The 14,485-nt window shown below is 61.8% G+C and carries 11 protein-coding genes, 1 tRNA gene and 3 pseudogenes; 7 read left to right on the top strand and 8 right to left on the bottom strand.

The features are described 5' to 3' along the window. The first annotated feature begins 13 nt into the window (after positions 1 to 13). Both QQ658_RS11620 and murJ read left to right on the top strand, forming a co-directional pair. Entirely contained in the window at positions 14 to 1,303 is a 1,290-nt protein-coding gene (locus QQ658_RS11620; RefSeq protein ID WP_286025003.1) for an aspartate kinase, read from the top strand. After that, positions 1,300 to 3,309, top strand: a complete 2,010-nt coding sequence (gene murJ, locus QQ658_RS11615) for a murein biosynthesis integral membrane protein MurJ (protein ID WP_286025002.1) — start codon at positions 1,300 to 1,302, stop codon at positions 3,307 to 3,309. Before QQ658_RS11620 ends, murJ begins: the two co-directional genes overlap by 4 nt. Positions 3,310 to 3,455: 146 nt before the next feature. Here the strand turns inward: murJ and QQ658_RS11610 are convergent, their stop codons facing one another. The 4 genes from QQ658_RS11610 to QQ658_RS11595 all read right to left on the bottom strand — a co-directional run bounded on the left by QQ658_RS11610 (position 3,456) and on the right by QQ658_RS11595 (position 5,564). Further along, a complete protein-coding gene (locus QQ658_RS11610) occupies positions 3,456 to 4,475 on the bottom strand; it encodes a DUF4272 domain-containing protein (RefSeq protein ID WP_286025001.1) in 1,020 nt (339 codons plus the stop codon). Between the two features lie 63 nt (positions 4,476 to 4,538). After that, on the bottom strand, positions 4,539 to 4,814 hold the full coding sequence (locus QQ658_RS11605; protein WP_286025000.1) for a HigA family addiction module antitoxin: 276 nt from the start codon (positions 4,812 to 4,814) through the stop codon (positions 4,539 to 4,541). A 286-nt stretch (positions 4,815 to 5,100) separates the two neighbouring features. After that, entirely contained in the window at positions 5,101 to 5,334 is a 234-nt protein-coding gene (locus QQ658_RS11600) for a hypothetical protein (RefSeq protein WP_286024999.1), read from the bottom strand. Between the two features lie 80 nt (positions 5,335 to 5,414). Further along, a complete protein-coding gene (locus QQ658_RS11595) occupies positions 5,415 to 5,564 on the bottom strand; it encodes a hypothetical protein (RefSeq protein ID WP_286024998.1) in 150 nt (49 codons plus the stop codon). A gap of 376 nt (positions 5,565 to 5,940) precedes the next feature. Here QQ658_RS11595 and QQ658_RS11590 point away from each other — a divergent pair, with 376 nt between their 5' ends. Together QQ658_RS11590 and QQ658_RS11585 are read left to right on the top strand one after the other, a co-directional pair. Next, a complete protein-coding gene (locus tag QQ658_RS11590) occupies positions 5,941 to 6,099 on the top strand; it encodes a helix-turn-helix domain-containing protein (protein WP_286024997.1) in 159 nt (52 codons plus the stop codon). Positions 6,100 to 6,160: 61 nt separating this feature from the next. Next, positions 6,161 to 6,433: pseudogene (locus QQ658_RS11585) on the top strand (transposase); the annotation flags it as partial. Between the two features lie 40 nt (positions 6,434 to 6,473). Here the strand turns inward: QQ658_RS11585 and QQ658_RS11580 are convergent. Continuing rightward, positions 6,474 to 7,520: an IS110 family RNA-guided transposase gene (locus QQ658_RS11580; RefSeq protein ID WP_286024996.1), complete on the bottom strand. Its 1,047-nt coding sequence runs from the start codon at positions 7,518 to 7,520 to the stop codon at positions 6,474 to 6,476. A gap of 251 nt (positions 7,521 to 7,771) precedes the next feature. Here QQ658_RS11580 and QQ658_RS11575 point away from each other — a divergent pair. Beyond that, positions 7,772 to 8,680, top strand: a pseudogene (locus QQ658_RS11575) (IS3 family transposase); the annotation flags it as partial. Between the two features lie 167 nt (positions 8,681 to 8,847). Here the strand turns inward: QQ658_RS11575 and QQ658_RS11570 are convergent. From QQ658_RS11570 to QQ658_RS11560, 3 genes are all read right to left on the bottom strand, one after another. Further along, positions 8,848 to 8,921: transfer RNA gene (locus QQ658_RS11570), tRNA-Pro, on the bottom strand. Between the two features lie 165 nt (positions 8,922 to 9,086). Further along, positions 9,087 to 9,992: a metallophosphoesterase gene (locus tag QQ658_RS11565; RefSeq protein ID WP_286024995.1), complete on the bottom strand. Its 906-nt coding sequence runs from the start codon at positions 9,990 to 9,992 to the stop codon at positions 9,087 to 9,089. Between the two features lie 16 nt (positions 9,993 to 10,008). Next, positions 10,009 to 12,141, bottom strand: coding sequence for a transglycosylase domain-containing protein (locus QQ658_RS11560; protein ID WP_286024994.1), 2,133 nt, complete (start codon positions 12,139 to 12,141; stop codon positions 10,009 to 10,011). Between the two features lie 271 nt (positions 12,142 to 12,412). On the opposite strand from QQ658_RS11560, the pseudogene QQ658_RS11555 reads away from it, so the two are divergent. Together QQ658_RS11555 and QQ658_RS11550 are read left to right on the top strand one after the other, a co-directional pair. Beyond that, positions 12,413 to 12,670, top strand: a pseudogene (locus QQ658_RS11555) (WhiB family transcriptional regulator); the annotation flags it as partial. A gap of 632 nt (positions 12,671 to 13,302) precedes the next feature. Then, positions 13,303 to 14,481 carry an ethanolamine utilization protein EutH gene (locus QQ658_RS11550; RefSeq protein WP_286024993.1) on the top strand — a complete coding sequence of 393 codons (1,179 nt, stop codon included), beginning with the start codon at positions 13,303 to 13,305 and terminating at the stop codon, positions 14,479 to 14,481. Positions 14,482 to 14,485: the final 4 nt, after the last annotated feature.

The following is a 14,485-nucleotide window of genomic DNA, read 5'->3' as shown; positions in this document are numbered from 1 at the left end:
CAGGGAGGCACAGATGAACCAGAGTGGCAAACACCGGATCGTCCAGAAATTCGGCGGTTCGTCGGTTGCCGACGCCGAGTCGATCAAGCGTGTTGCCAAGCGGGTTTTGGCGGCCGGCCAGGCCGGCAACGAGGTCGTCGTCGTCATCTCTGCGATGGGTGACACCACCGATGATCTGATGGACCTCGCCCTTGAGGTCAGCCCCGATCCGCAGGCCCGCGAGTTGGACATGCTGCTCACCACCGGCGAACGGCAGTCCGCCGCGCTGCTGGCCATGGCCCTCAACGATCTGGGTGGCCAGGCACTCAGCTACACCGGTAGTCAGGCCGGTGTCATCACCACCGCCCAGCACGGCAACGCCCGCATCATCAAGATCACCCCCGGACGCATCGAGAAGTCGCTGTCGGAGGGCTTTATCGTCATCGTCGCCGGATTCCAGGGCGTCGCCCAGGCCACCAAAGACGTCACCACCCTCGGACGAGGCGCCTCCGACACCACGGCGGTCGCGCTCGCGGCCTCCCTGGGCGCCGATGTCTGCGAAATCTATTCGGATGTCGACGGTGTCTTCAGCGCCGACCCCCGCATCGTGCACGGCGCCCGCCAACTGTCCAAGATCAGCTACGACGAGATGCTCGAACTTGCTGCCTGCGGCGCGAAGATCTTGCATCTGCGCTGTGTCGAATATGCCCGCCGCGAGGGCGTCACCGTGCATGTGCGCAGCTCGTTCAGCGACAAGCCCGGCACTTTGGTCACCGGCCAGATCAGTCTTGAGAAAGGCAACGCCATGGAAGAAGCCATCATCAGCGGCATCGCTCACGACCGTAGCGAGGCCAAGATCACCGTGGTGGGCGTGCCCGACAAGCCCGGCGTGGCAGCGTCCATCTTCGACATCATCGCCGATCAGGACATCAACGTCGACATGATCGTCCAGAACGTTTCGGCGGTTTCGACCGGCGCGACTGACATCACCTTCACGCTGCCGATGAGCGATGGGGCAAAGGCGATGGAGGCGCTGACCGAGGCCAAGGAACGCATCGGATTCTCCGAGGTCCGCTACGACGACAAGATCGGCAAGGTCTCGGTGGTCGGCGTCGGCATGCGCACCCATCCCGGTGTCACCGCGGATTTCTTCAGTGCGCTGGCCAAGGCCGGCATCAACATTTCGATGATCTCCACCTCGGAGATCCGTATCTCGGTGGTTGTCGACGTTGCCGATGTGGACGCGGCAGTTCAGGCCGCTCACACCGCCTTCGGCCTCGATAGCGACCAGGAGGCGGTCGTCTACGCAGGAACCGGGCGTTGAGCTCAGGCAACCGGCCTCCCGAGCAGCGTCCCCGCAGGGCCGCTGCCAACCCCCCAGCAGGCGCTGCCGTCCCCAAAAGGGCGGCAGATTCCTACGAGCCCGCAACCAGCTCTTTCCAGCGCTTCGATGATGCCGAGGCATTCATCGAGACCCGGCTGATCCCGAAGATCGATTGGACGAGCGAGTTCGGCGACTATCCGAATTCTGCTTCGTCCACCCGGCATGCCCCACGCCGGCCGGAGCAACCGCCGGACGATGCCGACGCCGGGAAAACCGAACTGCTGCCCACGGTCGGAACCAGCGGAGCCGAGACGACCGGCGAAGAACAACCCGGGGCGATGCTTGACCAGATCGACGAAACCGATCGTAAGAACCTCGGCCGCAACTCACTGCTGATGGCGTCCGGAACTCTGGTGAGCCGCATCCTCGGCATGGTCAATGCCTCCCTGCAATTGGCGGTGCTCGGCACCGCGATCGCGGGTACGGCGTTCAAGGCCGCCAACACGTTGCCCAACTTCTTTCTGGTTTTGTTGTCGGACGGCATTTTGAACGCCGTGCTGATCCCACAGATCACCAAGGCGATGAAGCGCCCCGACGGCGGCCAGGACTTCGTGAACCGCCTGCTGACGGCTGCATTCGCGCTGATCGCCGGGGTCGCGCTGGTGTGTACCGCGGGCGCCGGATTGCTGATGACGGCGCTCACCTCGCTGTCGGGCACCGGGCTGGATCTGGCCATAGCTTTCGCGTTCATCTGCATGCCGCAGGTGCTCTTCTACGGCATATTCGCCGTTCTCGGGAACATCTTGAACGCGCGTGGCCGGTTCGGGGCATTCGGCTGGGCGCCGGTGGCCAATAATGTGATCGCGATCGCGGGCTTGATCGTCTTCTTGTGGATGTGGGGCAAACAGCCCGATGCCGCCAGCTGGACGGCCGAGATGATCTGGGTGATGGCGGGCAGCGCCACGTTGGGCATCGCGGTGCAGGCCGCGATCTTGATTCCCCCGCTCTACCGCTCGGGGTTCCGCTGGCGTCCACGTTGGGGGCTGCGCGGGCATGGCTTCGGCCAGTTCGGACGCTTCGCCGGGCTGACCTTCTTGGCATTGGTGATCGCTCAGGCGGGCGGCCTGTTCATCATGAAGGTCGGTACCTATCTCGCTGATGCCAGCCATGCGCAGGGCACCGAGGTCGGCAACTACGTGCACTATCAAAGCGCGCTGAGCCTGTTCCAGATGCCGTATTCGCTGATCGCGGTCTCGTTGTTGACGGCGCTCTTCCCGCAGTTGGCCAGGGCCTGGCAACGCCGCGATGACCCGAAGGTGGGATTGCGCGATATGCAAGACCTGGTGCATCGAGGGCTGACGCTGCCGGCTTTGGGCATCATTCCGGTGGCGGTGCTCTTCTTCGCCCTCGCCACCCCCGCGGTGCGGGTCGTCTATTTCTCTGTGGACGCAGACCAGGCCCGCGGCATCGCCCAGGCATTGATGGTCATGTGTGCGGCCATGCTGGGCTACACGATCGTCACCTTGCAGCAGCGGTACTGCTTCGCCACCGAGCAGGGCAAGACCAACCTGTGGATGCAAAGCCTGCTGACGGCGATCCAAGTGGGTTTCGGGGCGTTGGCCTATGTCGTCCCCTTGGAGTACGGGCTGTTGACGATCTGCTTGGGTATGTTCTTCGGCAATATGACGGTGGCCCTGGTCTTCGTCGCCTACGCCAGGCGCCAGATCGGTGGGCTCGGATTGGGATCGGTGCTCGCCTTGTACATCCGGCTGTTCATCGCATCGGCGATCGCCGGGGTCAGCGCATGGTTGACCTACCGGCTGGTGTTGGCCTTCGGAGGAGCGGGCGCATGGATCTGGCAAGTCGGCGGGGGAGTCGCCGGCGGTGTGGTCTTCATCGCGCTGCTGGTGATCGGCGCCTGGCTGATGAGGATCTTTGAGTTCTTCGATCTGGTCAATCCGGTGCTGCGCAGGCTGCATCTGCCGCAGCTGGGGAGCAAGCGCTGAGCCCGAGGTCCGGGATGATTTCCACTGCGTTCATTGGAATACTCAAGCGGTGGTTTCGGACTACCTGACCGAATGGTCACGACGGATCGCTCTGGGGCGGGCATTGAGTCAGATCCGCGTGCTGTAGCAGCCTGTGTAGCGGGAGCTCAGCTTGCGACGTCGTCCCAGGCCAGCTGCGGTTTGAGCAGCCACTCGAGCGCATTGCAGCGTTGGGTGACGATGACCGGATCTGCTCCGGAGCCGGCCTGGGCATGCGAAGGATCGCGGTTGTCGAGCGCCCATTTCAACGACGCGAGGCATTCGTACTCGTCCAGTAGCTCACCGAGGTCGCGTGCCTGAATTCCCTCCAAGAAGCCCTGTTCGCCGCCTTGGAATGCGATCTCCTTCACCTTGGCAGGCTGGCAGGCCACCGAGGGCCAACCCAGGGTGGTGCGATCGATTGCCCACAGCAGCTCATTGGCGGCCTCGGAGCCTGACTGCAGGCGGCGGGCCAGGTCGAGGTCGTGGGCGTCCATGAGCTCACGCTCCGATGGGGACAGTGCCGACATCGCGTGCGGGAACACCGCCCGCATGGCGCGGGGGTCGAGGGGCTTTTTGGCGATGACCGAGCCTGCGAAGTCGTTGGTCATGACGAGGGCGATGATTCGCAGCCCCACGTCCGAGGCGTCCCGCACCCGGGTTTCGTCGCGGCTGCGCACCGGCGGCAGCTCGCCAGGTACCTGCAAACCGTGGGCAGAGGCCAGCCACCCGCGAATGGTCTGTGCCCGATGGGTCGATTCAGTGGTCAGCGGGACGCGTCCGGTTGGTGCGCCATGGGCGCCTGCCAACAGCGGACGCCCGGTCGGGTCGAGTACGGCGCCTTCTGCGACCAGGATCGCGTTGGCCGTGGTCGCCCACGCAGCAAGGGCTGTCAGCTGGGTGGATTCGGACGCATCGAGAGTGAAGGTGTAGCTGCGCTGGGTGTCGCGAACGTGGCGCAGCAGAAGGCAGATGGATTCGCCCGGTTGACCGGCGCCCGCGCGCCTGACGTAATCCTCGAGTGCTGCAAGATCGGCGGTGAAGAAGGCATCTTGTTCACCGGAGGTGTGCCAGCGAAAATGCTCGTCCACGGGGGTGAAGTCGTGCGGCACATGCTCGTACCGCGTCGAGTAGGCGCTGATCAGCATGTCTCACACAATAGTTGGGTTGGCCCTGGAGTGCTCACCTGGACATCAAGCGGGACGCCCGGGTCAGCAAAGACAGGCGGCTTGGGCCGATTCGAGGTCGTAGCTGTCTTGGAGGCCGAGCCAGAACTGATCAGTGGTGCCGAAGTAGTGGGCCAGGCGCTGTGCTGCGTCCTGGTTGACGCTGCATTTGCAATGGACGAGGTTCTGGATCTGCGCGAGCGATAGCCCGGTGGCCTGCGCGAGGCGCTTGGGGGAGACGCCGAGCGGGATCAGTAGCTCCTCCCGGAGGATCTCGCCGGGATGAATCGGAGCGACAGTGGGAGCAGCGAGGGTGGTCATGAATACCCCTTCTTGACGGCCGACATGTCCGGCGCCGGATCGGCCGGCGTCGATGCTAGTTGTTACGGGGCCGCCATTGCTGGTCGGTCTCAGGCCCAGCCCATCTCCGCCGAGCGGTGCACATGACGCGCGCCTACCGTCAGATCCGGGGCCGATCCACCCCGGGGATTCCGCGCTGTGCGCGGCCGGCCGTGAAGCAGATCTTCGTTGGACCCAAGGAGAAAACATACTCGGCCTGTCAAGTCGGTGAGTGCGCGTTCGCAGCGCAGATAGTAGACACATCAATTCAGTCGTTCAGCCGATACTCCCAATAGCCCGGACGACGGCGTTCATGAGCGCACACAACAACCATGATCTCGGCCTCGTGAAAGAAGTAGATGACATGGAACGGGAATCCCGAGACTCGCCGTGAATAGATCTGTGGCTCAGTCTTTTTCGCGCGGTAGTAGCTCCAGTGCATCGTTGGATCGAGGATGCTCTCGACAGCGTCTCGCGCTGCTTGAGCCAGCTCGTAGCCCACGCCAGGCTCCCTACGCTCTTACCATTCGGCGGCCAGCGCAAGTTCTTCTTCAGCATCAGGGTGCTGGTCCCAGTCAAGTATCACTCGTGCAGCGCGTCGAGCCGGGCGCGGATACGGTCGAAGGATTCCTGGCCGCTCACAGACTTCACCTTGCCAGTGAGAAGATCATTCACCCGCTGGCTGACTACCTCATACCCGGCTTCGATGTAGTCGGCAAGTTTCGGCGTCATGACCGAAGTTTACGGGCGCGGGAACCGCAAAGAAAGCTTGCCCCTCGCCGACAGCAACGGAGCCTGCACCGGGGTGACCATGCACGACGACCCGCACCATATCCGCGCCAAAAATAAGAAAAATCCCGCAGCATCAGTAAACGATGTCGCGGACTTTACAGTGTCGGGGTGCTTACGCTGATGCACTCAACCCTCTCCTTGGCCTCGGCAATTCGAGCAAGCTCGATTGCTCTCGACTTTCGTCGGGGTGACGGTGTCTGGTTGCAGGACATCGTTCATTGGTGTCCCGTGTCATCGTTCACTTAGTGTTTCAGGACATCGTGCAGAGCATGTGTCGCGGCATCATTCACCTGGTGTGCCGCGTCATCGTTCAGTCATGAACCAATCAAACAAGAACCGTGTCATCGTCCTGGCCATCATCGAGGGCGGCCTATCACCAAGCGAAGCTGCTACCCGATTCAACGTTTCAGAACGGTGGATCTACATACTGCTCGCCCGATACCGGCAAGCCGGCCTCGACGCGGTCGGGGTCTGATGCAGGAACAGGTGACATTGAACATGGCTAGTCAAGAGCGCTGGCCTGGAAGGATGTCATCATGCCCAAGCCGTTCCCCAAGGAGTTCCGTGACGACGTGGTCCGTGTCGCGGAGAATCGTGATCCAGAAGTCACTCTCGCGCAGATCGCGAAAGACTTCGGCGTCCATGTCGGCACTCTCGACAAGTGGATGCGACAAGCCCGCATCGAGGCCGGTGATCAGCCGGGCGAGACGAAGCAGGAGTCCGTGGAGGTACGTGAGCTGCGTAAGCGCAACCGGCTCCTCGAGCAGGAGAACGAGGTGCTGCGTCGCGCGGCCGCGTATTTCGCGCAGGCGCATCTGCCGGGAAAAGGGACGCTTCTATGCCTCCGTGTCAAGCCATCCGAGTCCGAAGTTCTCGGAACAGAGACCTGCAGACGTATCGCTTGAGGCACCGTCGAATCTCGCGCTTGGAGAGCCCTTCGGCACGCCGGCGCTCAACGTATTCGCAGGTGACGGGGTCGTAGCTCATCCGCGTGCGGACGACGACATCGACGGCACGGTTGAGTTGCCGGTCGCCCGAGCGGGAGAGTCGGTGGCGACTGGTGTTGCCCGAGGAGGCCGGCAATGGAGCTATACCGCCGAGAGCGGCGAAAGCCGCTTCAGAGCGCACCCGCCCGTGATGCGAGTACGAGGCCACCAGGATCGCTCCTGTGACCGCGCCGACCCCCGGGATGCTCTGGAGGCCCGGGGCAAGAGTCTCGGTCAGCACGGACAGCGCCTGGTGGTTCTGCTGAAGTGACCTGGTCTGCTCGATGATCGACTTGGCCAGCCTTCTTCCCTCTTCCCGGAAGACTCGTTTCGATGGCTGATCTCGCCCGGTTCGCCAGGTCGCGATGGTGGCGATTTGCGCGTCTGTGAGCGGTTTGCGCGCATCTATTCCGACGTCGGTGGTGCGCAGGAGTGCTGTGAGCGCGTTCTTGTTGGCCGTGCGCTGCTGATCGATCAGTGACCGGCTCGCCAGCAGCACGCGGAGCGCCGCGCGGTCACCGAAGCGACGTGGCTGAGCAAGTTTCTCGACGTCCGTGGAAAGCGCCGTTCGAGCGGCTGCTTCTGCATCCAGCGGGTCCGACTTGCCTGTTTGTGCTCGGGAACGGCGGTAGAGAGGTCGGATCTCGGCCACCTCGATCCCCTCTGTCAGAAGGGCGGTGGTGATGCCGGCACCGTACGAGGAAGTACCCTCCACGGCGGCGAGCACCGGCTTCCCGTGAGTCCTTCGTCGGATCCAGGTGACTGCACGCTGCATCCCGGGGGCAGTAGTCGGGAACGATCTCGTATCGACCACCGCTCCCGTCCGGGATTCGATGATGCAATACGTGTGAGTACGCGCGTGGGTATCGATCCCTACGACGTGCTCGTAGCGTTCAGTAACGGTGGTCATGGTGAGTTCCTCCAGTCGTCAGCACATCAGCGGACTGGCCCGGGTCGCTCAGAGTCACATCTGTAATGAGTCACGCCCCTGGGGACGGACAGGCTTCTGATCAAGGCATCTGCGCGGAGAGACCGAGCCGTAGCTCAGCCGAGGACACGTCCTTTTGAAGACATCGCGAACTATTCACGAGTCGGTTCTACCCGGAGTCACTCGGCCGAGCTACGGCTCAGCATCCCAGCCGGCCGCGGGCCCGCCAGAGGCCATTACAGCTCTACCCGCTCGTGAGTGAGCTCGCCGTGGACGGGATCCCCGTCGTGGTGTCGTGCCGGGTCTTGAAGCTTGCTCGCCAGCCCTACTACCGCTGGTTGCGTCGTCCCGTCTCCCGGCGGGAGCTGGACGAGGCGTATCGCGCGAACGCGTTGTTCGACGCGCATCGCGATGACCCGGAGTTCGGGTATCGGCTCCTCGCCGACGAAGCCCGCCAGGAGGGCGAGTCGATGTCGGATCGAACGGCGTGGCGGATCACGTCGTCGAATGGGTGGTGGAGCGTGTTCGGGAAGAAGCGTGGCAAGAACGGCAAGAAGCCCGGCCCTGCCGTTCACGACGACCGCTGCGTCGTCATCGATGAGGACGGGCGTGAGCGTCACCAGTTCAGTGCCTCTCGGGTGAATGAACTGTGGCTGACCGATATCACCGAGCACAAGACCGCCGAGGGCAAGCTGTATCTCTGCGCCGTCAAAGACGCATTCAGCGGCCGGATCGTGGGCTACTCCATCGACTCGAGAATGAAAGCGTCACTCGCGGTCCGCGCCGTCCGAAACGCCGTCCGGATGCGCGGCAACGTTGCGGGCTGCATCGTCCATTCGGACCGAGGATCCCAATTCCGAAGCCGGAAGCTGCGCCGTGAACTCGCTGCGCACAAACTTGTCGGTTCGATGGGCAGAGTCGCGTCCTGCGGTGACAACGCGGCGATGGAATCGTTCTTCAGCCTGTTGCAGAAGAACGTGCTGAACCGGCGCTCCTGGGCCACGCGTGAGGAGCTTCGCATCGCGATTGTCACGTGGATCGAGCGAACCTATCATCGCCGTCGCCGGCAGGCCCGCCTGGGTCGTTTGACGCCGATCGAATTCGAGACCATCATGAACGAAGAACTGGCCCTCGCGGCCTAACCAGAACTGTCACCTGTTCCTGCATCAGACCCATGACCCGACACACCAAGTGAACGATGACCCGCAACACCCACCCCAAACCATGCACGATGACCCGCAACATACCCGCGCCAAAAACACGAAAAATCCCGCAACATCACTGAACGATGTCGCGGGACTTCACATCGTCGGGGTGACAGGATTTGAACCTGCGACCTCTTCGTCCCGAACGAAGCGCGCTACCAAGCTGCGCCACACCCCGATGGCCCTTGAGCCGCGAGCTAGCTTATCGCACCTTTTGATCGGGCACCAATTCAGTTGTCCCGAATCGCATGCAGCACGGGCCGGTCTCGGCTTCCTAGCGTTGCTCGGCGCGGATTCTCTGGAGTGGTCGTGCTGCTCGCAGCGGTCTGGCTACGGCGTCGGACTATCCTCGCCCAACCAATCTCAGCAGCGTTGCCTCCGGACGACAGAACAGCCGCAATGGAACGGTCGGGGCCGTGCCGATACCGGCCGAGACATGCAACCAGGATGCGCGGCCCTCGCTGCTCCAGATACTCAGTCCGGACGCCTGCTCGGTCGGCAGATCACAGTTGTCGATGATCGCCCGATTCACGGGCAGGCAGATCTGGCCGCCATGAGTGTGGCCGGCGAAGATCAGCTGCACACCGTCGGCGGTCATGGCGTCCAAAATGCGTCGATAGGGGGCATGGGTCACGCCGATGGTCAGGCCGGCATCTCGGAGTGCGGGCCCGGCCACCGCCGAATAATCGTCGAGACCATGGTGAGCGTCACCGGTGCCGCGGAAGTCGATCGTCCGGCCGCCAATTTCGAGCCTCGCCGACTTGTTGTCCAGATAGGCCCAGCCGGCCTCGGTCAGCGCGTCCTTCAGCTGCCAGGTGGGCAACGGGCGACGTTTCGCCGACTTGCGCGAGTTGCCGAACAGGTAGCTTGCCGGATTGCGGAATCCGGGCTCCACGAAATCGTTGGAGCCGAACACAAATGCTCCCGGCCGCGCCAGTAGCGGAGCCAGCGAATCGAGCAGCGGCCCGATTGACTCGGCGCTTGAAATGTTGTCGCCGGTCGTGATCACGAGGTCGGGCTCAAGAGCGCCCAACCAGTCGATGAAGCGGCGCTTGCGCAACTGATAGGGCATCAGGTGAATATCCGACAGATGCAGCACTCTGATCTCGGGCGATCCGAAGGGCAGCATCGGCACATCGACCCGGCGCAGGATAAAGGCACGTGCCTCGGCCCACGCTCCTGCGGTTACTGCACTTCCCAGACCCACCAGGCTTCCGGCCGCGAGCGCGGCGAGTTGGCATCTCCTCATGGATGGGCAGCGCTATTCATCGACCGGTGGGCGCGGCCCACGCGTTGAATTTCGACTGGGGCATGCCTTCCATCGCCACTTGCATGATCGGACGCCAGAGGCCACCCGCATCATTACGACCGTTGGCGTGGAATGTTCCGCCACCCAATGGTGTGAGCGGAATGTGCGTGACATCGCGGGACTGCTCGGGCAAGGCCTGCCAGGCCGGGCTCATGTTGTCGCCGGCCACCACGACCGAGGTCGAGATGTCGGGGGTGTAGCCGACGAACGCCGAGCTCGATGCCGAGTTGTCAGAGGTACCGGTCTTGGACGCCTGATCGATTCCGTTGGGAATATTCGTGGACGACGACAAACCTGAGGTATGAGTCTTATTCAATACGTAGTTCACGCCGTCGGCCACCGATGGGTCGATCGTCTGCTGGCAATCGGCGCTGGGTGCCGGAATCTCGACACCGTTGCGGTCGTAGAGCGAGTCGATGATGATCGGATTGCAGCGAGTGCCTCGGTTGCCGAAGGTCCCGTATCCGACGGCCATCGACAGCGGGGTCACCTTGGCGGCACCAAGGGTGAACGACGGAATGTAATCGTAGTCATCCAGGGTGGCTTCGCCCTCAACAGGTTGGGAGATCTCGACTCCGGCCCGCTTGGCCATGTCGACGGCCTGGCAGACGCCGACATCGCGTTCGAGGGACACCCAGTAGTTGTTGACCGACCACATCATGCCGGTCACCATGTTGAAGTTGCCCTTGTCCTGACCACTTACAGCATTGGTGGTCGAATAACTGTCGCCGAGCTGGAACTTGTCATCGCCGCAACCGCGGAACCATTGTCCCTGCCAGTTCTGCGTCTTTTGCACGTTGTAGTACGTGGAATCGGGGAAATGGCCCTGCTGAATCGCAGCGGCCGCCGTCCAGGTCTTGAACGTCGAACCGAAGAGGTACCCGTCGGCGCCACCCATGGCATAGTTCACCGAATAGTTCCAGGCCGTCTCGCCGGCACCTTCGCCCATGGTCGGACGCGACTGAGCCATCGCCAGGATTCGTCCGGTTGAGTTCTCGACAGTGTCGGCGACGGCAATCACAGCATCCTCAGGCCCGACGACAGCGCTGATGGTGCTTTGCGCGGCATCCTGAATTGTCGGATTGATACTCAGCGTGATCTCCAGACCTGCGCGGTTCAGCACATCGCGGCGAGCGTCCTCGTCGTCACCGAAAACCGACATCTGGTCACTGGTCAGCACCCTGGACGCATAGTCGCAGATGAAGGGATAGCGAGTGCCCTGGCAGCCACTGCCGATCGTCTGCACCTGGGAAGCATCGAAACCGGCGGCGGCGGCTTCGTCTGCGGTCTCTTGCGACATGCCTTGATAGCGCACCTGCGCATCCAGCACGGCCTGGCGGCGCGCGACGGCTGCGTCCGGATTATTGACGGGATCGGACTGACCGGGGTTCTGTACGATGCCAGCCAGCATCGCTGCCTGAGCGACGTCCAAATCTGCCGCGTCGATATTGAAGTAGTGCCGCGCTGCCGCCTGCACCCCATAGGCACCGTCGCCGTAGTAGGCGATGTTGAGGTAACGCTCCAGGATCTCGTCCTTGGACAGGCTGTTCTCGAGCGCGATCGCGTAGCGCATCTCGAGAATCTTGCGGTTCATATTGGGGGCCTGGGCCTCCTCGACGCAAGCCGTATCCCCGTTACACATCTGCAGCCGCACCTGCTTCACGTACTGCTGAGTGAGCGTCGACCCGCCGCCGCTGATGCCACCACCGGCAGCGTTGCCGAGAGCGGCACGCACGATCGACTGAATATCGACCGCACCATGCTCATAGAAGCGGTGATCCTCGATGCCGATCTGCGCGGCCTGCATCTCGGGTGAAATCTGATCGAGCGTCACATACTGGCGGTTCTCGTCGAAGAAGGTCGCGAGCACCGAGCCATCGGCCAGGTACATCTTGGACGCCTCGTGCTGTTCGGGCACCGACAAGTCAGCGGGCACGTCTCGCAACGCTGCCGCGCCCGCCCGGGTCACCCCGGCGGCCAATGCCGCGAAGGGGACGCCGAGTCCGGCAGTCAGCACTCCGGCCAGAATGCTGACTACCGCGAACATCAGCAGCGAATAAGCTTTGCTTCCCGCAGTCTTTACGCTCACGACCTCTAGGGTACGTGACGAGACTGACAATTCTCACGCAGGTTTGCAGCACGGCTTCATTGTTGTGGACTGCCTATGAGGCTCTGCAAGACAGGGCAGGGGCGTCCTGACTATCACGAATGCAAGATTGAAGGAGCTGCCCTGGGTCGTCGCCCGTTGCAGCGGAATGCCCGTTGTCCAGCACTCGTCTCAGCGCAGCCCGGAAGTTTTACACCCCTAGTCGCCAGGTGTAAGTTGGGGGCTACCCCACCACTGAAGGGAGCGTGCGTCGATGGCCGTGCCTGACCCTGAAGACTGGCCGCTGCTGGCCAAATGCAGAGGAATGAATGACGCCCTATTTCCTGAGGGCAAAGACCAAAAAAGAGCCAAAACAATTTGTATGGGATGCCCGGTGCGCGCCCAATGTCTGGCAGAGGCGCTGGACAATCGCATCGAATGGGGCGTTTGGGGCGGCATGACCGAGCGGGAGCGACGTCAGCTGCTGCGTCAGCGTCCGGATGTCGAGTCATGGTCGGCTGTGCTGAACGCGGCCGTCAACTCCAGCGGTACCGTTCGCGTCGTGGACGAACAGTTTGACTCTCCCGAACAAGGGTCTCGCACCAAGGGTCCATCCCACCCGATTCAGGGCAAGCGGATCACATCTCAACGTTGAGGTTCGATGTATTACGACATTCGAGTTTCCCGACTGGTCGGGCCCGTGTGCGACTCGGGGTTTCCTGACTATAACTGTCGAATGATGTGTTCGTCGGTCGAGCCGAACGAGCACCAGGAAACGAAGTGACGGTCACGGCGCAGCGTGAGCTCGATGATCAATACATCGCGCGCAATGTTTTTTGGCGGCCGCCGCAGTCCAGATCGATTGGGGACGGTCGGGGAGATTTGCGCTGGGCTGTTCGTGATCTCGTGACAGTTCGGAACGATGGGCTTGACTTACAGCGCGGTGGGGCATTAGGAATATTGCCAAGCAGTCGGGTCGGCACTACTGGTTTGATTCGCTGAGGTAGGTGAACATTCAATCGTCTTGACGTGAAGATAATTGAGTGAATGTCCAGCAGTATGCAAAGAAGCTCTGGATTGTTCTTTATCTATCTAAACGCGCGGGCGTGGCGCGTTATTGGGGGCATCTAGGGGTAAGTGCCCCCGCCGGACGAGGGGAATTTCGTGGGGATTAATGAAGTCATTGTATGGATTTTAATGATCTGTATGGTGTTGGGCGGGCTGGACCGGGCAATCGGAAATAGGTTTGGTTTAGGCGAAAAATTCGAAGATGGCATCAATGCCATGGGGCCGCTGGCGTTGTCCATGGTTGGTGTCTATGCTTTGTCACCTATTCTCGCGAAGATTCTGGGTGTCGTTATTCGTCCGGTCTATGAATTCTTGGGAGCCGATCCGGCAATGTTCGCGGGTACATTGCTAGCGAATGACATGGGAGGTTGGCCGCTCGCGCAAGCACTAACTGACAATCCAGATGCGCAGAAACTTTCCGGTTTGGTGTTGGGCGCCATGATGGGCGCGACGATCGTCTTCACAATCCCGGTCGCATTGGGGATCATCAACAAAGAAGACCGAGGCTTCCTGGCACGAGGAGTGCTGGCAGGCATTATCACAATCCCAATCGGGGTCGTGGTCTCTGGTTTGGTGGCAGGTATGCCAGCGGGATGGGTGTTGCGTCAGACGGTGCCGATCATTTTGGCCGCTGCCTTGATCGCTCTCGGTCTTTGGTTCAAGCCGGACGCCATGACCAAAGGCTTCGAAGCTTTCGGTAAGGGTCTGGTATTCATGATCTCCGTCGGCCTGGTGATTGGTATCTTCCAGGAGATGACCGGGGTCATGATTTTCAGGGGTGAGTGGGAAATGCTTCCGGTCACCGATGGCTTTGCGACCGTGGCATCGATCGCCATGGCCTTGGCAGGCGCGTTTCCTGCCGTGCATCTGATCGTCACCTTCGGCCAGAAACCGCTGGCAGCACTCGGTAAATTGATCGGCATCAGCGATACAGCGGCCGGTGGACTGATCGCGACGCTCGCGAACAACATTGCGATGTTCGAGATCATGAAGAACATGGATGCCAGAGGCAAGATCTTTAACGCGGCCTTCGCCGTATCAGCGGCTTTCGCTTTCGGCGACCATCTGGGCTTCACAGCAGGTGTCATGCCCGACATGATTGCCGCAGTTATCGTTGGCAAGCTGGCGGCCGGAATCACAGCGGTGGCTGTTGCTTACCTCATCTTCGCCAGGTCCTTCCCTGGCGTCGGGAAGGCCAGCGACGAAGCGAAGACGGTAGTCGCTGGTGGCGACACTTCTGATCCGGATACCGGTGCAACCCCCTCAGGGAGCTGAACTC

It is taken from the genome of Propionimicrobium sp. PCR01-08-3 (genome assembly GCF_030286045.1).
Classification (GTDB): Bacteria; Actinomycetota; Actinomycetes; order Propionibacteriales; family Propionibacteriaceae; genus Brooklawnia.
This window is presented reverse-complemented; position numbering and strand designations above follow the sequence as displayed.

Coding starts and splice junctions, on each gene's coding strand:
- QQ658_RS11620 (WP_286025003.1), top strand. CDS start 14: ATGAACCAGAGTGGCAAACACCGGATCGTCCAGAAATTCGGCGGTTCG.
- QQ658_RS11610 (WP_286025001.1), bottom strand. CDS start 4,475: ATGCTGATCAGCGCCTACTCGACGCGGTACGAGCATGTGCCGCACGAC.
- QQ658_RS11605 (WP_286025000.1), bottom strand. CDS start 4,814: ATGACCACCCTCGCTGCTCCCACTGTCGCTCCGATTCATCCCGGCGAG.
- QQ658_RS11595 (WP_286024998.1), bottom strand. CDS start 5,564: ATGACGCCGAAACTTGCCGACTACATCGAAGCCGGGTATGAGGTAGTC.
- QQ658_RS11590 (WP_286024997.1), top strand. CDS start 5,941: ATGAACCAATCAAACAAGAACCGTGTCATCGTCCTGGCCATCATCGAG.
- QQ658_RS11580 (WP_286024996.1), bottom strand. CDS start 7,520: ATGACCACCGTTACTGAACGCTACGAGCACGTCGTAGGGATCGATACC.
- QQ658_RS11565 (WP_286024995.1), bottom strand. CDS start 9,992: ATGAGGAGATGCCAACTCGCCGCGCTCGCGGCCGGAAGCCTGGTGGGT.